Origin of the sequence: Streptomyces sp. NPDC005722, from assembly GCF_040630935.1 — a bacterium.
In the GTDB taxonomy this organism is placed as follows: Bacteria; Actinomycetota; Actinomycetes; order Streptomycetales; family Streptomycetaceae; genus Actinacidiphila.
Genome location: NZ_JBEXYN010000010.1, coordinates 174,451 through 198,436, shown reverse-complemented (window position 1 = coordinate 198,436; position 23,986 = coordinate 174,451). Strand labels below are relative to the sequence as shown.

Here is a 23,986-nt window from a genome sequence, read left to right as displayed (position 1 = left end):
GCGCGTCAGAGCGGGACGATGTTGCCCGGGGCCATGCGGGGGGCGCGGCGTGGGGGGCGGCGGCCGGTGAGGAGGATGAGCCGGGCGGCGCGGTGGCGCTGGCCGGCGTAGGGCTCCAGCAGCTCCAGCATGGTGGCGTCGTCCGTGCGGTGGGCGCCGGTGAGGGCGTAGCCGACGGTGTGCGGCAGGTGGAGGTCGCCGACGGTGACCGCGTCCGGGTCGCCGTTGCTGCGCTGCAGGGTCTCGGCGGCCGTCCAGGGGCCGATGCCGGGGACGGCCTGGAGCCGGGCGAGGGCGTCGGCGGGGGCGAGGGCGGTGGCCTGCTCCATGCGGGCGGCGGCGCGGGCGGCGCGGACCGCGGCGGCGGAGCGCTTGCCGTCCACGTTGGCGCGGTGCCACTCCCAGGAGGGGATCATGGCCCAGCCGCGGGCGTCGGGCATGACCCGCATGCGCAGTTCCTCGCCGGGGCCGGGGGCGGGCTCGCCGAAGCGCCACAGCAGGACCCGCCACGAGCGGTAGGCCTCGTCGGAGGTGACCTTCTGCTCCAGGATCGCCGGGACGAGGGACTCCAGCACCAGTCCGGTACGGGTCAGCCGCAGGCCGGGGTTGCGGCGGTGGGCCTCGTGGACGACGCGGTGCCGGGCGGTGAAGGCGGCGGGGTCGTCGGTGTCGCCGAGCAGCCCGGGGAGGCCGTCCAGCAGCCATTCGGCGCCGGGGCCCCACGCCTCGGCCTCGACCTCGCCGCCGGAGGGGCGGGCGATGCGCAGGGTGCCGGGGCCCTCGGGGGTGCGTGAGGCGCGGTAGACCGCGCGGTCGGCGCCGACGCGGAAGGCGGGGTCGCCCGGTCCGCGGCGCAGGGGGCCGAGCGTGAGCCCGAGGTCCAGGGGGCCGCGCGGGGTCCAGCGGCGGGTGCGGCCGGGTGTGCGGGGGCCGGGGACGCGGCCGGACGAGGCGCGGAGGAGTCGGGTCTGCTCGGGATGCACCCTCCGAGCGTACGGCGTGGGCCGCCGGGCTTCGGGACTTTCCGGCCGCCGGGGCCGCCGGCTCCGAGGGCACGGGCCCCGGGCCCCCCGGCCGGTGGGCGGGACGCGCCCACCGGCCGGGCGCACGGCGGCTACTGGTCGGAGGAGAAGCGGACCGCGCCGTCCGGGATGACCGCGCCGCACCAGATGCGCACCCCGTGCCGCAGTTCGTTGTCGGCGCCGATGCGTGCGGCGTCGCCGATGACCGATCCGTGGACGACGGTGCGCTCCCCGATGACCGCCCCGGCGCCGATGAGGGAGTCCACGACCGTCGCGCCGGGGTGCACGACGGCGCCGGCCAGGACGGTGCTGCCCTCGACGACCGCCCCGGAACCGATGACGGCGCCCGCGGAGACGGCGGTGCCGCCGGTGAGCTTGGCGTCGTCGGCGATCCGGGCGCCCTCCAGGACGAGGCGTTCGCCGCAGCGGCCCGGGACGGCCGGGGAGGGCGCGTGGCCGAGGACGAGGTCGGCGGAGCCGCGGACGAAGGCGTGCGGGGTGCCGAGGTCGAGCCAGTACGTGGAGTCGACCATGCCCTGCAGGTGGGCGCCGTCGGCCAGCAGGCCGGGGAAGGTCTCGCGCTCGACGGAGACCGGGCGGCCGGTGGGGATGGAGTCGATGACGGAGCGGTCGAAGACGTAGGCGCCCGCGTTGATCTGGTCGGTGACGATCTCCTCGGGCGTCTCCGGCTTCTCCAGGAACGCGGTGACGCGTCCGGTGGCGTCGGTCGGCACGAGCCCGAAGGCCCGCGGGTCCTCGACCCGGGTCAGGTGGAGGGAGACGTCGGCGCCGGAGTCGCGGTGGGTGGCGACGAGGCCGGCGATGTCGAGGCCGGTGAGGATGTCCCCGTTGAAGACGAGGACCGGGTCGCCGGGGGCGGAGTCCAGGCGGTCCGCCACGTTGCGGATGGCGCCGCCGGTGCCGAGCGGCTCGTCCTCGGTGACGTACTCCAGGCGCAGCCCCAGGGCCGACCCGTCGCCGAAGTGCGGCTCGAAGACCTCGGCCAGGTAGGAGGTCGCCAGGACGATGTGCTCGACGCCCGCCGCGCGCGCCCTGGCCAGTTGGTGGGTGAGGAACGGGACACCGGCCGCGGGGACCATCGGCTTGGGGGTGTGCACCGTCAGGGGGCGCAGCCTGGTGCCCTTGCCGCCGACCAAGAGGATCGCTTCAGTCACCTGTGTTTGTCTCCGCTTCCTGGCGGGCCGAACGAATGAGCGGCCAATCCTATGCAGGGTGCGATCAGCGGCCCTGGAGCCCCGCCGCGGTGCGGCGGATGATGCCGAGATCGTCGTACAACACCGTTCCTGGGCATTGCGTGTTGAATCCGTCCCGGTGGCCCGAGATGACGTTCATGTGGACACGTGTGCCCTTCGGGTACCTGTTGCTCCCTCCGGACACCAGATAGGTCATGCCCTCCGGGTTGCGGCCGTAAATTCCGAGTTTCCACGCGGCGAGCCGGGCGACGGCCGACAGGGCCTCGGCGCTGGGCCGTTCCTCGGAGTAGTCGCCGAGCACCGCGATGCCCATGGTGTGCTCGTTGAAGCCGAGGGTGTGCGCGCCGAAGACGGCCTTGGAGACGCCGCCGCTCCGGCCTTCGTAGATGTTTCCGCACTTGTCGACGAGGAAGTTGTAGCCGATGTCGCGCCAGCCGCTGCTCTTGACGTGGTAGCGGTAGATACCGCGGATGACGGAGGGCGAGTCGGAGCACTCGTAGTCGTTGCCGGTGGCGGTGTGGTGGACGAAGATCGCGCTGACGGCATCCGTGAACTCGGATTCCTCGTTGCGCAGTTGCTCGTCCGCGCCCCAGCCGAACCGGGTGACGATGCGGGGGCGCGCGCCGGTGAAGCGCTGCCCGGTGAGGGCCTCGGTCTGGGACCGGCTGAGCTCGGGCACGAAGGGGGACTCGACCGGGGTGCCCGTGGTGTCGCCCGGGTCGGCCGCGGTGTCGGTGGTGGTGCCGTCCTGCGGGCGACCTCCGCCGAGCGGGTCGCCGGCCTCGCTGGGTCCGACGCCGTCGAAGGGGTCGCCGTCCTCGGCGGGACCGGCACCCTCACCGGGGCCGATACCGGCGAAGGGGTCGCCGCCGGAGGGGCCGGGGACGGAGGGGACGCCGCCGACGGAGGGGCCGCCTGTCGTGACGTCACCGCCCGGGCCCGTGCCTCCCGGCCCGGCGGGGCCGGGGTCGAGGGCGGCATCGGGGTCGAGGTAGCTGCCACCCAGGTCACCGCCGAGGTCACCGCCGAGGTCACCGCCGAGGTCACCACCCACGTCACCGCCGGGACCGTCACCGGGGCCGTCGCCCGGTGCGTCCCCGGGGTCGACCATGTCCACCCGCAGCCCCTTGGGCAGGCCGGGCTGCACCCCGCGCCTGCCGCCGGTGGGGGCCTCGGGCACGACCCGCACCTCGATCCCGTCGGAACGGCCCACCCACAGGGGGACGGTCGAGCCGCGCACCGCGGGGGCCGAGCCCTCGGCCGAGCCGGCGTCGGGGGCGTCGTCGTTGTGCGCCTCGACGGTGCGCCAGTTCGACCACCGGCCGGTGCCGAGGGCGCGGGTCCTGACCTGGACGGTGCCGCGCAGGTCGGTGCCGACGTCGTCCCAGGTGATGCCGATCATGGAGAACGGACGTACGGCACGGGCGGGCAGCCCCTGGGAGAGCGGGGCGCCGACGACACGGCCGGACGTGGCGAGCGGGCCCAGCGCGAGGGTGCGGGTGGCGCCGGGGGGAGTGTCGGAGGCGGCCGCCCGCGCCGGCGCGCTGGTGGCGGTGGCGCCGGAGGGGAAGGCGAGCGGCAGGGCGAGAGCAGCCATGCACGCCGCGGAGATCGACGTCGCAAGAAGTGCACGCATGGGAAGAACGGTTGCATAAGCCCCCAGAACGCGCAGCCGGGATCTGACGGACCGTCCTCTTCTGCCGGGCCCTCAGCGCCGCCCGGGACGCCGCCGCCTGACGTAGCCTGGGCCGCGTGACAGCGACTGCCCGTACACCCGCCGACCTGCTGCGTTCCGCGCTCGCGGCGGACCCCGCCCGGCCCCTGGTCACCTTCTACGACGACGCCACCGGCGAACGCGTCGAACTGTCGGTGGCCACCTTCGGCAACTGGGTGGCCAAGACCGCCAACCTCATCCAGGACGAACTGGGCGCCCAGCCGGGTGACCGCGCGGCACTGCTGCTGCCGGCGCACTGGCAGACCGCGGTATGGGTGCTCGCCTGCTTCTCCACCGGCGTGGTCGTGGTGCCCGGCGGCGACCCGGGCGGTGCCGACCTGGTGGTGTCCGGCCCGGACACGCTGGAGGCGGCCCGCGCCTGCTCCGGCGAGCGGGTCGCGCTGGCGCTGCGCCCGCTGGGCGGCCGGTTCCCGCAGCCCCCCGAGGGTTTCCTGGACTACGCGGTCGAGGTGCCGTCGCAGGGCGACCGCTTCGTCCCGTACGCGCCGGTGGACGCCGGCGCGCCGGCGCTGGAGCTGCCGGACGGGGAGGAGCTCACCGGCGCGGAGGTGGTCGGGCGGGCCCGGTCCTCCGCCTCGGCCCTGGGCCTGACGGCCGGGGCGCGGCTGCTGTCGGGCCGGTCGTACGAGGACTGGGACGGGCTGGCCGCGGGGCTGCTGGCGCCGCTGGCGGCGGACGCCTCCGTGGTGCTCTGCCGCAACCTGGACCGGCTGCCCCCCGCCGACCTGGACAAGCGCCGGGAGAGCGAGCGGGTGACCCACGTGGCGTAGCCGGGCGCCCGGCCACCGTCTTCGGCCGCCTCGGACGGAATTGAACAACTCCGCACAACCGAGGACGGGACTGGACGGTCTTTATAGGTGACCTGATCATCAGTAGCACCTGTAAGGACGGGCCCGGACGTGACCACGCCAGCCGATTCGCCGGAAGCCGAGGGCACCCCTCCCGCCGAGGCCCCAGCGGCCGAGGCCCCATCCACCCACACCCCGGAAGCCGGCACCCCGCAGAGCGACAGCCCGGAGCGCGACACCCCACCCGCCGAGGCCGCACCGAGGAAACGCCGCCGCACCTGGCTGCGCGTCCTCGGGGTGGTCGTCTCCCTGGTGCTGCTCGCCGGGGCCGGGGTCTCCTGGTACGTCTACAAGCAGCTCGACGGGAACATCCGGACGGACACGGACACCGCCCACGAGCTGATGCGGGTGCAGTCCGAGCGGCCGACGGTGCTGCCCGAGGCGACCACCGCCGAGAACATCCTGCTCCTGGGCTCGGACGACCGCGGCAACGGCAACGGCAAGTACGGCCAGGACACCGGCACCCAGCGCTCGGACACCGCGATACTCCTGCACCTGGCCGCCGACCGGCAGACCGCGACGGCGGTCAGCCTGCCGCGTGACCTCATGGTCGACATCCCCTCGTGCCGGCGGGCCGACGGCAGCATGACGAACCCCCAGTTCGCGCAGTTCAACTGGGCGTTCGAGTTCGGGGGCGCGGCCTGCACGATCCGCACGGTGGAGAAGCTGACCGGGATCCGCGTCGACCACCACCTCGTGGTGGACTTCAACGGCTTCAAGAAGATGGTCGACGCGGTCGACGGCGTCGAGGTCTGCGTCCCGCACGCCGTGCACGACCAGGACGCGCACCTGGACCTGGAGGCCGGGCGCCAGGTGCTGCGCGGCGAACAGGCCCTCGGTTACGTCCGCGCCCGCAAGGGCATCGGCGACGGCAGCGACACCCAGCGGATGGACCGCCAGCAGCAGTTCCTCGCCTCCCTGGTGCAGAAGGTCGACTCCACGGGGGTGTTGCTCAACCCCGCCAAGCTCTACCCGCTGCTGGACGCCGCGACCTCCTCGCTCACCGCGGACGAGGGCCTGGACTCGCTGGCCGAGCTGTACGAACTGGCGCAGAGCCTGCGCAAGACGCCCACGGACCAGGTGCGTTTCCTCACCGTGCCGCGGCGCCCCTACACCGCGGACCCCAACCGTGACGAACTGGTGCAGCCCGCCTCGGACGAACTGTTCACGACGCTGCGCGAGGACGGGCAGGTGACGGTCGAGGGCGACGGGGACTCCGGCTCGGGCTCGCCCCGTCCGACGGACGGCGGAACCTCCACCGCCCCTCCGGCATCTCCTACACCGTCGGGCTCGGCGAGTGCGTCCCCGTCGTACCGCGGCACCACCGCCGACCGCGACGTGTGCGGCGGCAGTGGGGATTGAACAGTTTGTCCAGGTGTAGGGGAGCGGAATTTGTCAGCGGCGGGCGTAGACGCTGAACTGTGGGGTTAGTGTGAGCGATCCGGCCTGTTGCAGCGGCCGAGACGGAGGACTCGATCGACCGTGGACACGCAAGGCCGTAGGCACGTCGACCCGGCGGATCAGTGGGTTTTCGATCCCGAGACGGGCAGCTACCAGTTGCGGCTCGACCCCCCGCAGCAGGCGGAGCGAGCCGTTCCCGCGCAGGGGACGGGCCGGCGGGCACAGCGCGTCCAGCCACAGGGCGGCGACCGCGCACGACAGGGCCGTTCCGGCGCCGAGGGCGAGGGCCGCGCCGCCGAGGGCGGCCGCTCCGCCGAAGGCGGCTCCAGGGCGGCGGGCGGCGGCCGCGCGGCGGGCAACGGCCGTACGACGGGGCCCGGAAGGGCGGCCGGCGGCGGCCGTGCGGCCGCCCGGGCCGAGGGTGGCGGCCGTGCGGCCGCACGCACCAGCCGGCGTCGTCCCAAGGCCCGGAAGTCGGCGAAGAAGCGGGCCCTGATCTGGACGGCCGGCACGCTGGGCGTCGTCATCATCGCGGCCTGCGTGGGCGTCTACGCCCTGTACCAGCAGCTCAACGGCAACATCAACGCGATCGACCCGGGCATCGGCTCCAAGAACGCCACGTCCACCGGTCCGGTCAACATCCTCGTCATCGGCACCGACAGCCGGCAGGGCCTGAAGGGCAAGTACGGCGACGCGGCCAACGTCGGCCACGCCGACACCACGATCCTCTTCCACGTCTCCAAGGACCGCTCCAACGCGACGGCGCTGAGCATCCCGCGTGACATCATCACCGACATCCCGGACTGCCCGACGAAGCAGCCCGACGGCTCCACGAAGATCATCCCGGCGGAGAGCGACGTCCGGTTCAACACCAGCCTGGGCCAGTACGGCCGCGACCCGGGCTGCACGATGCGGACCGTCAAGGCGCTGACCGGCATCACCCCCGACCATTTCATGATGGCCAACTTCGACGCGGTGAAGGACCTGTCGACGGCGGTCGGCGGCGTCGAGGTGTGCCTGGCCAAGGACATCGACGACCCGGACTCGCACCTGAAGCTGGCCAAGGGACGGCACACCGTCGCGGGCGAGCAGGCGCTGGCCTTCGTCCGCACCCGGCACAGCGTCGGCTTCGGCGGCGACCTGAGCCGCATCGAACTGCAGCAGCAGTTCCTCAGTTCGATGATGCGCAAGATGAAGTCGGGCGACACGCTGACCAGTCCGACCAAGCTGCTCAAGCTGGCGAACACCGCGACGAAGGCGCTCACCGTCGACACCGGCATCGGCAGCGTGACCAAGCTGAGCGAGCTCGCCAAGGACCTGAGCCGGGTCAACACCAAGAACATCACCTTCGCGACGGTGCCGGTCATAGACAACCCCGCCGAGAAGGTGCACACCACGGTGGTGCTGGACGAGACCAAGGCGCCGCAGCTGTTCAGCATGGTGAAGGACGACATCTCGCTCACCGAGGTGAAGAAGAAGCAGAAGGCGTCCGAGGCGGCCAAGCTCAAGGGCCCCAAGGCCGACCCGATCGACGTCCGGGTCGAGGTGTTCAACGGCAGCGGGGTCTTCGGCGCCGCCCAGGACACCGTCAACTGGCTGCAGAACGACGAGGGCGTCAGCCGCTCCACCAACGGCGGCAACGCGCCCGCCGAGGTGAAGAAGACGACGCTGGAGTACGCGCCCAACCAGGCCGACCAGGCACGGCGGCTGGCCGAGATGATGGGGCTGCCGGCCTCGGCGCTCCAGCAGGGCACCGAGGACGCCGCTCCGCGCGCCAACATGACCCTCACCCTCGGGAAGGACTTCAAGCAGGCCGGCACGCCGATCGCCGCGCCGACGAAGGCCCCCGAGGGCATCCAGAAGGTCGAGGCCGACGACAAGAGCGTGTGCGCCAAGTAGCCGCCCGTTGAGGGCACGAGGGCCGACAGAGGTGGCAGGGTGGGTACCGGACGATGACGGACAGTCGTGTGCGCGATCTCGGCTGGGACGACAGCCTCTACGACGACCACCCGCGGGACGGGGCGGCGGAGCGGGGCACGGACACGGCGCGGTCCCCGCACACGGACCCCGCGGGTGACCGCGACGGCGACGGGCGCCGCGGAGGGCCGCGGCCGGCGAAGCGCGGACGCCGGGTCCTTAAGTGGACCGCGACCGGTCTCGCGGTGGTCGTCCTCGGGACGGCGGGCGCCGCCTACGCGTACTACGAGCACCTGAGCGACAACATCCGCAAGGGCAAGCGGAACAGCGGCGACAGCGACGTGGCGAAGGCGCCGACGAACGCGCTGAACGTCCTGCTGCTGGGCGCCGACGGCCGCAACTCCGAGGAGAACCTGAAGCTGGGCGGCGCCAAGTACACCAAGGGCGACCCGCCCCGCGCCGACGTGATCATGCTGCTGCACGTCTCCGCCGACCGCAGCAACATGTCCGTGGTGAGCATCCCGCGCGACACCCGGGTGCCGATCCCGGCGTGCACCGACCCGACGACGGGCAAGAAGTACGCCGCCACCACGCACGCGATCATCAACGAGAGCCTGGCCCGCGGCGGTCCCGGGTGCACGCTCGCCACCGTGCAGAACCTCACCAAGGTCTACATCGACCACTGGATGATGATCGACTTCGCGGGCGTGGTGAAGATGGCCGACGCGATCGGCGGCGTCGACGTCTGTGTGAAGCAGCCCGTGTGGGACCACCCGACCCCGCAGCAGCCGGGAGGGTCGGGGCTGAAGCTGAAGGCGGGCCGGCAGAAGATCACCGGCAAGACGGCGCTGCAGTGGCTGCGTACCCGGCACGCCTTCGAGAGCGACCTCGGGCGCGCCCAGGCGCAGCACATGTACATGAACTCGATGGTGCGCGAGTTGCGCTCGCAGAACGTGTTCACCGACGGCGGACGGCTGCGGGACCTCGCCGAGGCCGCGACCAAGGCGCTGCAGGTGTCGGAGGAGATAGGGACACCGAAGGAGCTCCTCAACCTCGGCATGCAGCTCAAGAGCGTGCCGTCGGACCGGATCACCATGCTGACCATGCCGCCGGTCACGGACACCGAGAACGACCAGCACTACATGCCGGACCCGGTGGCCGCCCCCAAGGTGTGGTCGCGGCTGGTCCATGACGTCGCCTTCGACGACAAGGGGAAGAAGAAGCCGAAGGAGAGGACCGAGCCGTCCGAGCCGTCCGGGCCGGCCGCCCGGCCCGCCGCGGACATCCCGGTGACGGTCGTGAACGGCACCGCCGGCGACGCCACGGGGATTCCGGTCAACGGCCGGGCGCGAGCCCTGGCCGGGGTGCTGGCTCAGTCCGGCTTCGGCCGGGCGACGGCGGACGGCACGGCGCAGCCGACGGCGGCCACCGTCGTCGAGTACCCGGCCGCCGAGGGCGCGCAGGGCCGCTCGGACGCGCTCGCCGTGGCGAAGGCGCTCGGGCTCCCCGGCGGCGCTGTGAAGGAATCCTCACATGTCGGCTCCGTCACACTCGTCGTGGGCGCCGACTGGCGCGACGGGACGGCGTTCCAGGGTGCCGCCGACGACGGCGGAACGCTGCCCAAGAGCGCCGGGGCCCTCAACGGAGCGAATGATTCAGCCTGCATGGACGTGTACAGGCCATATCGCTGGGATCCCGGTTTGGGGTAATGCGCACGTTCGCTTTGCACAGGCGATAAGAAACCAAAGCCTTGACCCCGTCGCGGTTTATGTATCGTGACCTCCAACCATTCGCGAGCAGGGCTGTTCCGGTTCCACAGGACTTCGACAGTCGCACAGCTGAACATCACCCGATCCGAGCGCCGCGGCGCAGCCGGTGACCGTAGTGACCAGCGCGTCATGGGAGGGCCCACATGCGCCACGGCAGCATCCCCGGGGGGCGGAACGTCCCCTTCGATCCTCGCGAACCCGGATGGGGCGACGCTCCGTACGGGAACGGTCACGGACAGCCGTACGTGCCGCAGCAGCCGACTCCGCACCCGCATCCGACGGTTCCGCAGCAGCCGCAGCGCGGCGGCTACCGCCCCGAGGAGCCGCAGCGCGGCGCCGGGTACCCGCCGCAGGATCCGTACGCGCCCTACCAGCCGGGCGGCCAGGACACGGCGGGCCATGAGGCCGGGGGCTACGGCGACGACGGCCACGGGGCCGGTTACGGCGCCTACGAGGACTACGCGGACGACGGCGGGTCCACCGGCACCCTGACCGCGACGCAGGGCGACGGCGCGGACGACGACGGACACGACGGCCAGGACGGCGGCGGCCGCCGCGGGAACCGCCGCCGCAAGAAGGGCAAGAGGCGCGCCCTGCGCTGGGTGGCGATCGTCACGTCGGTGGCGATACTCGGGACGGCCGGCGCCGCTTACGCGTACTACCAGCACCTCAACGCGAACATCAAGAAGGACGCGCTCAACCTCGGCGACAGCCAGGCCGCCAAGAGCAAGGCGAACGCGGCCGGCCAGACCCCGCTGAACATCCTCCTCCTCGGTTCCGACAGCCGGGCCTCCAAGGCGAACCAGAAGCTCGGCGGTGCGAAGGCCGACGCGGACCGCAAACCGCTCGCCGACGTCCAGATGCTGCTGCACGTCTCGGCCGACCGCAGCAACATGACCGTGGTCAGCATCCCGCGCGACACCCGGGTCACCATCCCCAAGTGCACCGACCCGGACGACGGGCGCGTCTACCCCGAGACGACGACGGAGACCATCAACACGAGCCTCCAGCACGGCGGTCCCGGCTGCACCGTGGCCACCTGGGAGAAGCTCACGGACATATCCATCGACCACTTCATGATGATCGACTTCGCCGGCGTGGTGTCCATGGCCGACGCGGTCGGCGGCGTCCCGGTCTGCGTCAAGGGCAACGTCTGGGACCGCAAGTCCGGGCTCAAGCTCACCAAGGGCGACCACACCATCAAGGGCCAGCAGGCCCTCCAGTGGCTCCGTACCCGGCACGGCTTCGAGGACGGCAGCGACATCGGCCGTACCCACGCCCAGCACATGTACATGAACGCGATGGTGCGCCAGCTGAAGTCGGGGACGAAGCTCACCGACCCCGGCAAGCTGACCGGTCTGGCGGAGGCCGCCACCAAGGCGCTGACCGTCGACACCGGCCTCGGCACCGTCAAGAAGCTCTACGACATGGGCAACGACCTCAAGGGCGTGCCCACCGACCGCATCACCATGACGACGATGCCGTGGGGCGCCGACCCGGAGAACCCGACCGCGCACGTCGTGCCGACCGGTGCGGCGGGCAAGCTCTTCACGCTGCTCCGCAACGACCAGGCCGTGGACGGCAAGGCCGCCAAGAAGAAGAAGACCGACAAGTCCACCGCCACCGCGAAGGCCTCGCCCAAGGGCGAGATCGCGGTGACCGTCCAGAACGGCACCGGCAGCGCCTCGACGCCCGCCGTCTCCGGCCGGGCGGGCGCGGTCACGGAGGAGCTGAAGTCGCTGGGCTTCACCCAGGCCGAGGCCGACTCCACGCCGCAGTCGCAGTCCGGCAGCACGATCACCTACGCGAGCGACGACGACAAGGCGAACGCCCTGGCCGTCGCGAAGGCGCTGAAGCTGCCCGCCGGCGTGGTGAAGAAGTCCTCCTCCGCCGAGGGCGTCACGCTGGTGATCGGCGCCGACTGGACGACCGGGTCGACGTACCCGGCGGCCAGCAGCACCGACACCAAGGAGGTGCTGGACAGCGCGAGCGCGCTCAACGCCTCCGACGACTCGGCGTGCATGAAGGTGAACTCCTACTACAGCTGGTAGGGGTCCGCCCCCGGCCTCACGCGTCGGCCGCCGCCCGCACCGCGGGGCGGCGGCTGGCGATGACCCGCCGGGCGAGCGACCGCGGGCTGGTCAGGAAGCCGAAGCCCCAGGACATGTGCATGGTGGCGAGCGCCACCGGGATCCGCAGCCGGGCGCCGGCGGACAGCCCCTTGCCGGCCGGGAGCGAGCCCAGCGCGATGGCCGCGAGGTAGCCGCCGGGGACGACGAAGCCGAGCGGGTTGACCGCGGCACCGACCACCACGCCGGCCGCGATGGCCACCACGGCGACCGGGGCGGCGAGGTAGCGCAGGTTGACCGAGCCCTGGTGGTAGCGGGTGACGACGCGGCGCCAGCGCCCGTAGTCCTTGTACTGCTTGGCCAGCGCGCGGACGCTGGGCCGCGGGCGGTAGGAGACGCGCAGCTCGGGGGAGAACCAGATCAGGCCGCCGGCCTCGCGGATGCGGTAGTTCAGCTCCCAGTCCTGGGCGCGGATGAACTCCTCGTTGTAGCCGCCCTGCTGCTCCAGCACCTCGCGGCGGAAGACCCCCAGGTAGACGGTGTCGGCGGGGGCGGCGGCGCCCCCGGTGTGGAAGGCCGCGTTGCCGACGCCGATCTTCGAGGTCATGGCGGCGGCGACGGCGCGCTCCCAGTCGTTCTCGCCCTCGGCGTGCATGATGCCGCCGACGTTGACCGCGCCGGTCTCCTCCAGCAGCCGCACCGCGGTCTTGATGTAGTCGGGCGAGAGCATGCCGTGGCCGTCGACCCGCACCACGACGGGGTGCCGGGAGGCCTTGATGGCGGCGTTCAGTGCGGCGGGGGTGCGGCCGGTGGGGTTGGGCACCGTGTGGACGCGGGGGTCCTCGCGCACCAGCTCCGCGGCGATCTCGTCCGTGCGGTCCGTGGAGGGGCCGAGGGCGATGACCACCTCGAGTTCGCCCGCGTAGTCCTGCTCGAGGATGTGGCGGACGGAGTTTCGCAGGTGCCGCTCCTCGTCGAGCACCGGCATGATCACGGAGACGGCGGGCAGCACGTGGGGGGTCGCAGCGTTCACAGCCGCACACGTTACCGCGAACGGATGATAGGAGCGCGTGCGGCCGGGCGGGGCTCGTCCCGTACGACGGTATGACTCCTTAGCGTGACTGCATGACCGTCGCTCGTCGCCGTCAGCAGCCCGCCGCAGCCGCCCGCCGGACCCGGAAGCGGACGCCCGTGCGCCGTGGGATGCGCGTCCTCGGTGCCCTCTCGCTGGGCATCCTGACCGCCAGCGGGATCGGGCACGCCGTCCTGGGGCACATGGACGACCGCCTGGAGCGGGTGGACGCCTTCGCCGGGATGAAGAACCGGCCCAGCCCCGCCAAGGGCACCAACTTCCTCCTCGTCGGCACGGACGTGCGCCGCGGGCTGACCCAGGCGCAGCGCACGGCGCTGCGGCTGGGCGGGGAGCCCTGCGACTGCACCGACACCATGATGCTGGCGCACCTGTCGCGGGACGGCAGGCGGGTCAGCGTGGTCGCGCTGCCGCGGGACTCGTACGCGGAGCTGCCCCGGGCGGGCAAGCTGAAGTGGGCCTGGGGGGTGGGCGGCCCGGGGCTCGCCGTCGGCACGGTCGAGAAGATGACCGGGCTCAAGATCGACCACTACGCCGAGTTCGACTTCGGTTCGTTCATGAGGACCGTCGACCGGATCGGCGGCGTCGACCTCTGCTTCGCCCGTCCGCTCAGCGACCCCGTGACGGGACTCGAACTGCCCGCGGGCACGGTGCGCGCGGACGGCGGCACGGCGCTGCGCTACGTGCGCTCCGGTCACCTCCCCGGCAGCCCCGACCTGCCGCGGATGCAGAACCAGCAGCGGTTCCTGGCGGCCCTGGTCCGCCGGGTCACCGACATCGGGCTGCTGCAGAACCCCGTGAAGCTCGACCAGGTGGCCAAGGCCGCGCTCGGTTCGGTGCGCGCGGACCGGCAGACCAAGCCGGACGACCTGATCGCCCTCGCTACCGGGCTGCGCGGCGGCTTCGGTGCCCGCTCGGTGGAGTACGCCACGGTGCCGGTGGACGCCACGCCGTTCCGGGTGCAGGGGGTGGGGACGACCCTGCGCTGGGACGTGAAGGGCGCGAAGCGGATCTTCGACGCGCTGCGCGAGGACCGGCCGCTCACCGGCCCGGACGGCGGCCCCCTGGTGAAGCCCAGCCCGCCGGCGCCCGAGCCCGAGCGGGTCGACGTGCCGCCCAAGTCGATCCGCGTCCAGGTCAACAACGGGACGACGGTCAACGGGCTGGGGGCGCGGGTGGACAAGGAACTGCGCCACCTGGGCTTCCGCACCACCGGTACGCCCGGCAACACCGTCCGGCACGACGCGGAGTACACCGTCATCCACTACGACCCGGGCTGGGACCGCTCCGCCAAGGCCCTGGGAACGGCCCTGCCGTACGCGGAACTGCGCCCGGTCTCCGGGCTGGGGCCGACGCTGCGGATCACCGTGGGCGCGGACTACGACGGGCTGACCCCGGTGCGGGCCGGCGAGCCGGACCCGCCGCCGGCGCCGCCGGTGGAGATCCCGCCGACGCGCGGCGACCGCGTGCTGTGCGGCTGACGGCGGCCGGTGGGCCCGTGCCGCCGAGGGCGGACGAGCGGGCGGGCCCCGTCAGTCGTCGAAGCCGTCGGCGGCGCGCTTCTCGCGCAGCTCCATGATCGCCCGGCGGCGGGCGAGCCGGTGCGTGCGGCGAATCTGCGCCTCCTGCAGACGGCGCCGGTCGCGCTCGGTCTCGGGGTCGATCTGGGGCACCCGGCGCGGCGCGCCCTCGGCGTCCACGGCCACGAAGACCAGGTAGGCGCTGGCCACCTGGGTCGCCGGACCGGACTCGTTCCAGCGCTCGGCGAGCACGCGCACGCCGACCTCCATGGAACTGCGCCCGGTCCAGTTGACCTGGGCCTGCACCTTGAGGAGGTCGCCGACCCGCACCGGTTCGAGGAAGGCCATCTCGTCCATGGCGCCGGTCACCGCGGGCCCCTCGGAGTGGCGGCCGGCGACGGCGCCCGCCGCGTCGTCCACGAGTTTCATGACGACGCCGCCGTGCACGGTGCCCAGCAGGTTGGTGTCGTGGTGGGTCATGATGTGCGCCAGCGTGATCCGCGAGGCGGACGTGGGCTTGGACGGCACAGGGTGCGGGGGCGGCTCCTCGAACATGGCTCCACCCTAAGCACTGCGGCGCCGTGCTCCCCGCCCTGCTCCCCACCGGGCACACCTTGCCCGCCGGCGGGGGCGGGCGGATGCTGAGAAAGGGGCCGACGTCCCGAGGTCCGAGAGGTGATCCGCCATGGAGAAGACGTGGACGATCAAGCTGTCCCTCGAGGAGGACGGCAGCCGCACCGCCTGCACCGCCTCGCTCACCGGGGACGGCGCCCCGGGCGTGGTGGGCCACGGCTATTCGCGGCGCAATCCGAACGACGAGCCCGACATGCGCATCGGGGAGGACGTGGCCGCGTCGCGGGCCTGCTCCAACCTCGCGCACGAACTGCTGGAACAGGCCGCCGGAATGATCGAGACCCACACCAACTCCCCCACGCACCTCACCGGCTGAGAGCACCCGGGCACAACCGGTCACCGCACCGCGCCGGTCCTGTGACCTTTGCATCAGCTCTGCTTCAGAAGCGCCACGGAGGCACTGCCGGGCGGGGCGGCAGGGCACACTGCCGTACATGAACGCATGGCCCGACGGTTGGTCCGACAACAGGAACCAGCGGCAGCAGCAGGTCTCCGAGCCGCCGCTGCCCCCCGAGCTGTCCCCGCGCCGTGCGGCGGCGGCTCCCGGCAGCGTGCCGCGCCAGCAGGCGTACGGCAGCGGCGTCCCCGGCCACGGAGGGCCGGGCGGCCACGACGGTCACGGCGGAGGCTCGTACGGCCCGCCGTCCACCGGCGGGCGCGCCACGCCTCCCGGCAGCCGCAGGCGGCGGGTCAAGGCGGTCCTGATCGGTCTGGTCGTCGTGGTCGCCGCGTGGTCGATCGGCACCTACTTCTGGGCGGACGGCAAGGTGCGCCGCGAGGTGGACCTGGGCACGGTCATAGACCGCCCGGAGACCGGCGAGGGCACCAACTACCTGATCGTCGGCTCCGACAGCCGCGAGGGCCTGTCCAGCGAGCAGAAGAAGCAGCTGCACACCGGCTCCGCCGACGGCAAGCGCACCGACTCCATGATGATCCTGCACGTCGGTGACAACGGGAACTCGCTGATCTCGCTCCCCCGCGACTCCTACGTCACGATCCCCGAGTTCAAGGGCTCCGAGTCGGGCAAGACCTTCTCCTCGCGCGGCCAGAACAAGCTGAACGCGGCCTACTCGATAGACGGGCCGACACTGCTGGTGCGGACGATCGAGTACAACACGGGCCTGCACATCGACCACTACGCCGAGATCGGCTTCGCCGGCTTCGCGGGCCTCGTCGACGCGGTCGGCGGTGTCGACCTGGACATCCCCCGCGACATCGACGACAAGAACTCGGGCCTGCACATCAAGAAGGGCCGGCAGACCCTCAACGGCGACGAGGCCCTGGCCTTCGTCCGCCAGCGCTACCAGGAGGCCGAGGGCGACCTCGGCCGCACCAAGAACCAGCAGAAGTTCCTCGCCGCGCTCGCGAGCCAGACGGCCACGCCCAGCACGGTCCTCAACCCCTTCAAGCTCTACCCGACCATGGGCGCCGGCCTGGACACGCTCATCGTCGACAAGGACATGAGCCTGTGGGACCTGGCGTCGATGTTCTGGGCGATGAAGAGCGTCTCCGGCGGCGACGGGCTCTCGATGAACATGCCGACCTCGGGCTCCGTCAGCACCAACGTGGGCAGCGCGCTCAAGTGGGACATGCCGAAGGTCAAGCAGCTGGTCTCACAGCTGAAGAACGACGAGAAGGTCACGGTCACCCCGGACTCCTGACCCCCCCGACGGCCGAGGGGCCGGCCGGGCGCGCACACCGCGCCCGGCCGGCCCCTCCGTACGTCCGCGGGACCCGCGGCGGGTCACGGTGTCGAGGAGCCCAGGCGGTCGATGGAGTGGTTCGCCACGTACTCGGCCATGGTGTCGTTGCGCATGGCCTCCCACAACTGCTCGCTGCCGTTGTCGTCGAGCAGCACCACCGACTGGCCCTTGATCATGTCGAGGCCGCCGACCGGGGCGTTCATGAAGACCATGTCGCCCGCGCGCACCCCGCGCATGCTCCACATCAGGTCGCGCAGGCCGCTGTCGGAGAGCCGGTCGTCGACGCTGACCACCCCGGTGACGCGGTCCAGCAGCTCCTTGGCCTTCAGCGGGTTGCTCATGGAGTCCTTGGTCAGCGTCTTGGCGATCACCGCGCGCAGGAACGCCTGCTGGCGGTGGGTGCGGTCCAGGTCGCCGCGCGGCAGGTTGTAGCGCTCGCGGACGTACTTCAGGGCCTCCTCGCCGTTCATGTGCTTCCCGGCCAGGTCGACGCCGCCGATGTCGTCGGTGAGCGTCCTGAAGCCGCTCCAGTCGATCACGGCCAGGTGGTCGACCTTCACGTCGGTGAGCCGCTGCACGGTGTCGATCAGCAGCGGCGGGCCGCCCCAGGAGAAGGCGGCGTTCAGCTTGGCCTTGCCGTTCCCCGGGATCGGGACCCAGCTGTCGCGCGGCAGCGAGACCACGTAGGCGTGCTTGTGGTCGGCCGGCAGGTGCACCAGCATCATCGTGTCGCTGCGCTGGGCGCCGCGCTTCCACTCCGGGGCCTGGGCGTCCCGGCCCGTGGTCGGCAGGTCGGAGCGGGCGTCCACACCGACCAGGAGGAACGTTTCACCGCCCTTGGCGGCCTGCGGCTGCTCGCTCTCCGGCACGTTCGTCGGGAAGACGTTGGGGATGCGGTCCACCTTGCCGGTGTAGTGGTCCACCGCCCACCACAAGGTTCCGGCCACCCCCAGCACGCCCACGGCCAGCAGGACCAGCGCGCCCAGCAGCACCCGCCGGGTGCGGCTGCGCCTCCTGCGGGCCGGCTCCGCCGCCTTCCCCGGTACCGCTTCCCGTTCCGTTTCCGTGGCCGCCGTCTGCTCGTGGCCCGCCGGATCCGTCGTCGTCATCGTCCACCCCCACCATGTGCACCCGCTCCCCACGTGTGCGTCGGGGGGCATTGTGGCGCGTGGGGCGGTGCCATGGCCATTCCCGGGGCCTCTTTCGGTGCCCTCACCGGAGGAACCCGGACGTCCCGCCGGGGCTATGCTCAACATCGCAATCAGGCCACGACCTGGGAGGGACCCTCCGCATGGCGCTCAAGCTCACCGTGATCGGCACCGGCTACCTCGGTGCCACCCACGCCGCGGCGATGGCCGAACTGGGCTTCGAGGTGCTGGGCCTGGACATCGACCCTGCCAAGATCGAGACCCTCTCCGCCGGCCGCGTGCCGATGTACGAGCCGGGCCTCGAGGAGCTGCTGCGCCGCCACGTCGTGGGCCTGCCGGACTCCAGCGGGCGGCTGCGCTTCACCACCTCCTGGGAGGAGGTCGCCGCCTTCGGCGACGTCCACTTCGTCTGCGTGAACACGCCCCAGAAGCACGGCGAGTACGCCTGCGACATGAGCTACGTCGACAACGCCTTCGAACTGCTCGCCCCGCACCTGGAGCGGCCCGCGCTGGTCGTCGGCAAGTCGACCGTGCCGGTCGGCAGCGCGGCCCGGCTGGCGGCCCGGCTGGCCGAGCTCGCCCCCGCCGGGGACCAGGCGGAGCTGGCGTGGAACCCCGAGTTCCTGCGCGAGGGCTTCGCGGTCGAGGACACCCTCCACCCGGACCGCATCGTCGTCGGCGTCGCCTCCGAGCACGCCGAGAAGCTGCTGCGCGAGGTCTACGCGACCCCCGTGGGCGACGGCACGCCCTTCGTCGTCGCCGACTACCCGACCGCGGAACTGGTCAAGACGGCGGCCAACGCCTTCCTCGCCACGAAGATCTCCTTCATCAACGCGATGGCCGAGGTCAGCGAGGCGGCCGGCGGGGACGTGGCGAAGCTCGCCGAGGCCATCGGGCACGACGAGCGGATCGGGAAGAAGTTCCTGCGCGCCGGCATCGGCTTCGGCGGCGGCTGCCTGCCCAAGGACATCCGCGCCTTCATGGCCCGCGCCGGGGAACTCGGCGCGGACCAGGCGCTCACGTTCCTGCGCGAGGTCGACTCCATCAACATGCGCCGCCGCGCCCACATGGTCGAGCTCGCCCGCGAGGCCTGCGGCGGCAGCGGCTTCCTCGGCAAGCGGATCGCGGTGCTCGGCGCGGCCTTCAAGCCCGACTCCGACGACGTGCGGGACTCCCCCGCGCTCAACGTCGCCGGGCAGATCCACCTCCAGGGCGGGCAGGTCACCGTGTACGACCCCAAGGCGATGGAGAACGCGCGGCGGCTCTTCCCGACGCTCGGGTACGCCCCGAGTGCGCTGGACGCGGTCCGAGGGGCTGACGTCGTGCTGCACCTCACGGAGTGGCGGGAGTTCCGGGAGCTCGACCCGGCGGCGCTCGGGGCGGTGGCGCGCGGGCGGCACGTCATCGACGGGCGGAACGCGCTCGATCCGGTGGGGTGGCGTGAGGCCGGGTGGACGTTCCGGGCCATGGGCCGCCCGAACGCGTAGCCCTCCGGGCGCGACCCGGACTACGTGCTGCGCCGGGCCGCCCGTTTGTCGTGTGCGGGTCGTTTGTGGCTGGGGTTGCGGTTTTCCCCCACCCTCCCGCCCGATTGCCCGGCGCGATTGGTGCGGGTCTCGCACGTCGTTCTGGGGTCGGGGCCGCGCCGGCGCACGTCCTCAACGCTCGCGGTTTACCCCCACATCCTTGGGCGCCGGGTCCACCGCTCGTCGTTTCCGGGCGCACCCCGACACACCCCCTCCGGCCGGTTTGCGCGCACAACGGCCGGTGGGGGGGCAGTGAGGCAACCGGGGTGCCCCCGGACCGCTTCATCACCCCGTCCGGCCGTCAGTCGCCCCATCCTCCCGGAGGGGGTGTGGCGGGGTGCCCCCACAGGCGACGAGCGGTTAAGTGCGGCGCCCGACGATGTGGACGTAAACCGCGAGCGCCGAGGAGGTACCCCGGCGCGGCGCCGACCCCACACCGCACGCAGCGTGGCGGTCACTGACCGCGCCGGGCAATCGGGCGGGAGGGTGGGATGAACGCCCCAACATCAACCACCGCGGCGCCGCACACAACCACCGGCCGACGGAGAACTCAGTGGACGTCGCCCATGAGCCGGATGACCCGCTTGCGGTAGAGCACGAACACCGCACCCGCCGCGAGCGCCACGAACCCCTGGATCGCGAAGGACGTCTCCGACAGGAACGCGTCGCCGATGACCAGCTGCAGGATCGCCGCCACACAGTCCCCCGCCGTGACGGCCAGGAACCACAGGCCCATCATCTGGCTGGCGTACTTGACCGGGGCCAGCTTCGTGGTGACCGAGAGCCCCACCGGGGACAGGCACAGCTCGGCGGTGGTCTGGATCAGGTAGACCACGGCCAGCCACAGCGGCGTGACCTTGGTGTCGCCGGAGGCGGCGGCCTGGGCGAGCATCATCACCACGAAGGAGACGCCGATGCCGGCGACGCCGAGGGCGAACTTGACGGTCGTGCTGGGGTTCCGGCGGCCGAGCGTCATCCACAGGGCGGCGAAGACCGGGGCGAGGGCCATCACGAACAGCGGGTTCAGGGACTGGAACCAGCTCTCGGGGAAGTTGAAGCCCCACAGGGTGGACGCGGTGTGCTCGGAGGCGAAGACCGTCAGGGTCGATCCGGACTGGTCGTAGATCATCCAGAAGACGGCGGCCACGACGAAGAACCAGATGTAGCCGCCGACCTTGGTCTTCTCGTCCGGGGTGAGCTCCTGGTCCTGGCGGATGCGGGTGAAGTAGTACGCCGGCAGCGCCAGCCCCAGCAGGGAGAGCGGCCAGAGCACCCAGTTGATCGTGAAGTGGCCGGTGAAGGTGACGACGCCGTAGAAGACCACCGCGGCGGCCAGCCAGATCAGCGCCTTCTTCATCAGGCCGGCGCGCTCGGCGGCGTCCAGCGGCGTGGGGACCACGCTGGAGACGGGCGCGAGGTGCCTGGTGCCGATGAGGAACTGGGCCAGGCCCAGCCCCATGCCGACGCCGGCCATGGCGAAGCCCAGGTGCCAGTCGACCTGCTGGCCGACGGTGCCGATGGCGAGCGGCGCGAGGAAGGCACCGAGGTTGATGCCGATGTAGAAGATCGTGAAGCCGCCGTCCCGGCGCGGGTCGTTGCGGTCCGGGTACAGCTGGCCGACCATCGTCGAGATGTTCGACTTCAGCAGGCCGGAGCCCACGGCGATGAAGACCAGGCCGACGAAGAACGAGGCCTCCACCGGCACGGCCAGCAGGAAGTGGCCGATCATGATGATCGTGCCGCCGATGGCGACCGTGCGGCGCGGGCCCCACAGGCGGTCGGCGAACCAGCCGCCGGGCATCGCCAGCAGGTACACCGTGGCGGTGTAGACGCTGTAGATGGCGCCGGCGGTGGCGGCCTTCATGCCGAGGCCGCCGTCCGTGACCGAGGCCGTCAGGTAGAGGACGAGCAGCGCCCTCATGCCGTAGTAGCTGAAGCGCTCCCACGTCTCGGTGAGGAAGAGGGTGGCCAGGCCGCGGGGGTGGCCGAGGAAGTTCCTGCCGCTGGGTCCGGAGTCCGGCGCGGCGAGGCCCTCAGTCAGGCTGGACGCCATGGGCTTTCCTTGCTTCTCGGGACGCGCTGCGAGAGCGGTGCGCGCCCGGGTGGGGGGTGACCGGCACCGGGGCGCGTGGGGGCGCACCGGGATCCACGACCGACGCCTTCACAGGCGCGGTCCCGGCCTACAGGTCGTTGACTGGTTGCTGGTGGGGACCAGCCCCGTCACAGAGCGGCCCCTGCGGCGCGTGGGGCGCGCCGGAGGTCCCTTGGACTGATTCGGGCTTTTGGTTACCTTATGGCAGCACGAGATGTGCTATATGGGACGACTTGAGATGTACCTCACAACGGTCACGGCCCGCCCGGCGTGCGCTTTCTCCGGGCGGACTACCATCAGCGCATGACCCGCGTACTGCTCGCCGAGGACGACGCATCCATCTCGGAACCGCTCGCACGCGCGCTGCGCCGCGAAGGGTACGAGGTCGAGGTGCGCGAGGACGGACCCGCGGCGCTCGAAGCCGCCCTGCTCGGCTCCTTCGACCTTCTGGTGCTCGACCTGGGGCTGCCCGGAATGGACGGGCTCGAGGTGTGCAGAAGGCTGCGCACCGAAGGCCATGGCTTCCCGGTGCTGGTGCTGACCGCCCGCGCCGACGAAGTGGACACGGTGGTCGGCCTGGACGCCGGCGCCGACGACTACGTGACCAAGCCCTTCCGGCTGGCCGAGCTGCTGGCCCGGGTGCGCGCGCTGCTGCGGCGCGGCACCTCCGAGGCCCAGCACCCCTCCACCCAGGGGGTGCGGATCGACGTGGAGTCGCACCGCGCCTGGATGGGCGACGAGGAACTGCAGCTCACCGCGAAGGAGTTCGACCTCCTGCGGGTGCTGGTGCGGGACGCCGGCCGGGTCGTCACCCGGGAGCAGCTGATGCGCGAGGTGTGGGACACCACCTGGTGGTCCTCCACGAAGACCCTGGACATGCACATCTCGTGGCTGCGCAAGAAGCTCGGCGACGACGCGGCGGCCCCCCGCTACATCTCCACGGTGCGCGGGGTCGGCTTCCGGTTCGAGAAGAACTAGGAAGAGCGGGCACGCCGACGGTCCGCGCGGTCTGAGACGCTTCACTCATGCGCCGCCGCCTCATCCAGTCCACGCTCGCCGTGGTGCTCGTCGTCATCGCCGTCTTCGGTGTCTCCCTCGTCCTGGTGGAGGCCCGGACGATCGAGAACAGCGCCAGGGAGAGCGTGGACTCCGAGGCGGTGCGGCTGATCGGCATCGTCGAGAGCAGGATGATCGGCGAGGAGCGGATCAGCCGCGAGGTGCTGGCCCAGCAGATCGCCCCCGGGCGGTACGCGCTGGTGCGGATCCCCGGGGAGGCGCCGATCACCATCGGCGCCAAGCCCACGGGTCAGGTGATCTCCTCGCGGCAGACCGGCGAGCAGGGCGAGACGGTCACCGTCGAGGAGTCCCGCAGCAAGGTCAGCCAGGAGATCGGCCGCACCCTGCTGATCATCCTCGCGGTGGCGTTGCTGGCGGTGCTGGCCGCCGTCGTCCTCGCGGTGCGCCAGGCGCGCCGGCTCGGCAGCCCGCTGACCGACCTCGCCGAGACCGCAGAGCGGCTGGGCTCGGGCGACCCCAGGCCGCGGCACCGGCGCTACGGGGTGCCGGAGCTGGACCGGGTCGCCGACGTGCTGGACCGCAGCGCCGAGCGGATCGCCCGGATGCTGACCGCCGAGCGGCGCCTGGCGGCGGACGCCTCGCACCAGCTGCGGACACCACTGACGGCGCTGTCGATGCGGCTGGAGGAGATCATCGCGACGGCCGAGGACGAGGAGGCCGTCAAGGAGGAGGCGACGATCGCACTCGGTCAGGTGGAACGGCTGACGGACGTCGTGCAGCGGCTGCTCACCAACGCGCGGGACCCGCGGACCGGCTCGGCGGTCGTCTTCGACATCGACGACGTGATCAAGCAGCAGGTGGAGGAGTGGCGCCCGGCGTACCGCAGCGCGAGCCGGCCCATCACCTCCGCGGGCAAGAAGCGGCTGCGCGCGGTCGGCACCCCCGGGGCGGTGGCCCAGGTGCTGGCCTCGCTGGTCGAGAACGGCCTGATGCACGGCTCCGGGACGGTCGCGATCTCCACCCGGGTGACCGGGACGCAGGTCGTCGTCGAGGTCACGGACGAGGGCCAGGGCGTGCCGCCGGAGCTGGGGGCGCGGGTCTTCGAGCGCACGGTCAGCGGGCACAACTCCACGGGCATCGGCCTCGCGGTCGCCCGCGACCTGGCGGAGGCCGACGGCGGCCGGCTGGAGCTGCTGCAGCAGCGTCCGCCGGTCTTCGCGCTCTTCCTGGCGCGCGCGGACCAGCCGAAGCGCTAGCGGGACCGCTAGCGGGACGCAGCGGA

The 23,986-nt window shown here is 72.2% G+C and carries 18 protein-coding genes; 11 read left to right on the top strand and 7 right to left on the bottom strand.

Annotated elements, in window-relative coordinates; translation table 11 throughout:
- Window positions 1-5: 5 nt before the first annotated feature.
- The 3 genes from ABZ479_RS15205 to ABZ479_RS15195 form a co-directional block, all read right to left on the bottom strand.
- Window positions 6-983 carry a DNA-3-methyladenine glycosylase family protein gene (locus tag ABZ479_RS15205; protein ID WP_500462012.1) on the bottom strand — a complete coding sequence of 326 codons (978 nt, stop codon included), beginning with the start codon at window positions 981-983 and terminating at the stop codon, window positions 6-8.
- Between the two features lie 131 nt (window positions 984-1,114).
- Complete coding sequence (gene manB, locus ABZ479_RS15200) at window positions 1,115-2,197, bottom strand: mannose-1-phosphate guanylyltransferase (protein WP_500462011.1); 1,083 nt, start codon at window positions 2,195-2,197, stop codon at window positions 1,115-1,117.
- 64 nt (window positions 2,198-2,261) lie between these two features.
- Window positions 2,262-3,872, bottom strand: a complete 1,611-nt coding sequence (locus tag ABZ479_RS15195; RefSeq protein ID WP_500462009.1) for a peptidoglycan recognition protein family protein — start codon at window positions 3,870-3,872, stop codon at window positions 2,262-2,264.
- A 116-nt stretch (window positions 3,873-3,988) separates the two neighbouring features.
- Here ABZ479_RS15195 and ABZ479_RS15190 point away from each other — a divergent pair, with 116 nt between their 5' ends.
- From ABZ479_RS15190 to ABZ479_RS15170, 5 genes are all read left to right on the top strand, one after another.
- Window positions 3,989-4,741 carry a TIGR03089 family protein gene (locus tag ABZ479_RS15190; RefSeq protein WP_500462008.1) on the top strand — a complete coding sequence of 251 codons (753 nt, stop codon included), beginning with the start codon at window positions 3,989-3,991 and terminating at the stop codon, window positions 4,739-4,741.
- Window positions 4,742-4,870: 129 nt separating this feature from the next.
- Entirely contained in the window at window positions 4,871-6,181 is a 1,311-nt protein-coding gene (locus ABZ479_RS15185) for an LCP family protein (RefSeq protein WP_500462007.1), read from the top strand.
- Between the two features lie 120 nt (window positions 6,182-6,301).
- Window positions 6,302-8,119 carry an LCP family protein gene (locus ABZ479_RS15180; protein WP_500462006.1) on the top strand — a complete coding sequence of 606 codons (1,818 nt, stop codon included), beginning with the start codon at window positions 6,302-6,304 and terminating at the stop codon, window positions 8,117-8,119.
- A 53-nt stretch (window positions 8,120-8,172) separates the two neighbouring features.
- Window positions 8,173-9,846, top strand: a complete 1,674-nt coding sequence (locus ABZ479_RS15175; RefSeq protein WP_500462005.1) for an LCP family protein — start codon at window positions 8,173-8,175, stop codon at window positions 9,844-9,846.
- Between the two features lie 203 nt (window positions 9,847-10,049).
- A complete protein-coding gene (locus ABZ479_RS15170) occupies window positions 10,050-11,957 on the top strand; it encodes an LCP family protein (protein WP_500462004.1) in 1,908 nt (635 codons plus the stop codon).
- A 16-nt stretch (window positions 11,958-11,973) separates the two neighbouring features.
- On the opposite strand, the gene ABZ479_RS15165 is transcribed toward ABZ479_RS15170, so the two are convergent.
- Window positions 11,974-13,137: a glycosyltransferase family 2 protein gene (locus ABZ479_RS15165; RefSeq protein ID WP_500462035.1), complete on the bottom strand. Its 1,164-nt coding sequence runs from the start codon at window positions 13,135-13,137 to the stop codon at window positions 11,974-11,976.
- Here ABZ479_RS15165 and ABZ479_RS15160 point away from each other — a divergent pair.
- On the top strand, window positions 13,101-14,546 hold the full coding sequence (locus tag ABZ479_RS15160; RefSeq protein ID WP_500462003.1) for an LCP family protein: 1,446 nt from the start codon (window positions 13,101-13,103) through the stop codon (window positions 14,544-14,546). The genes ABZ479_RS15165 and ABZ479_RS15160 overlap by 37 nt on opposite strands.
- A gap of 51 nt (window positions 14,547-14,597) precedes the next feature.
- Here ABZ479_RS15160 and ABZ479_RS15155 read toward each other — a convergent pair whose 3' ends face one another.
- Window positions 14,598-15,140, bottom strand: a complete 543-nt coding sequence (locus tag ABZ479_RS15155) for an acyl-CoA thioesterase (protein ID WP_500462002.1) — start codon at window positions 15,138-15,140, stop codon at window positions 14,598-14,600.
- A 130-nt stretch (window positions 15,141-15,270) separates the two neighbouring features.
- On the opposite strand from ABZ479_RS15155, the gene ABZ479_RS15150 reads away from it, so the two are divergent.
- Together ABZ479_RS15150 and ABZ479_RS15145 are read left to right on the top strand one after the other, a co-directional pair.
- Entirely contained in the window at window positions 15,271-15,534 is a 264-nt protein-coding gene (locus tag ABZ479_RS15150) for a DUF1876 domain-containing protein (protein ID WP_499611127.1), read from the top strand.
- A gap of 118 nt (window positions 15,535-15,652) precedes the next feature.
- The gene (locus ABZ479_RS15145; RefSeq protein ID WP_500462001.1) at window positions 15,653-16,879 is read left to right on the top strand and encodes an LCP family protein; all 1,227 of its coding nucleotides are present in this window, start codon (window positions 15,653-15,655) and stop codon (window positions 16,877-16,879) included.
- A gap of 83 nt (window positions 16,880-16,962) precedes the next feature.
- Here the strand turns inward: ABZ479_RS15145 and ABZ479_RS15140 are convergent, their stop codons facing one another.
- Window positions 16,963-18,030, bottom strand: a complete 1,068-nt coding sequence (locus ABZ479_RS15140) for an LCP family protein (RefSeq protein WP_500462000.1) — start codon at window positions 18,028-18,030, stop codon at window positions 16,963-16,965.
- Window positions 18,031-18,212: 182 nt separating this feature from the next.
- Here ABZ479_RS15140 and ABZ479_RS15135 point away from each other — a divergent pair, with 182 nt between their 5' ends.
- Window positions 18,213-19,556, top strand: a complete 1,344-nt coding sequence (locus tag ABZ479_RS15135; protein ID WP_500461999.1) for a UDP-glucose dehydrogenase family protein — start codon at window positions 18,213-18,215, stop codon at window positions 19,554-19,556.
- 589 nt (window positions 19,557-20,145) lie between these two features.
- Here the strand turns inward: ABZ479_RS15135 and ABZ479_RS15130 are convergent.
- A complete protein-coding gene (locus ABZ479_RS15130) occupies window positions 20,146-21,648 on the bottom strand; it encodes a peptide MFS transporter (RefSeq protein WP_500461998.1) in 1,503 nt (500 codons plus the stop codon).
- 342 nt (window positions 21,649-21,990) lie between these two features.
- Between ABZ479_RS15130 and ABZ479_RS15125 the strand changes: the two genes are divergently transcribed.
- Both ABZ479_RS15125 and ABZ479_RS15120 read left to right on the top strand, forming a co-directional pair.
- The gene (locus tag ABZ479_RS15125) at window positions 21,991-22,665 is read left to right on the top strand and encodes a response regulator transcription factor (protein ID WP_089222240.1); all 675 of its coding nucleotides are present in this window, start codon (window positions 21,991-21,993) and stop codon (window positions 22,663-22,665) included.
- A 47-nt stretch (window positions 22,666-22,712) separates the two neighbouring features.
- Entirely contained in the window at window positions 22,713-23,960 is a 1,248-nt protein-coding gene (locus ABZ479_RS15120; RefSeq protein WP_500461997.1) for a sensor histidine kinase, read from the top strand.
- The last annotated feature ends 26 nt before the right edge of the window (window positions 23,961-23,986 follow it).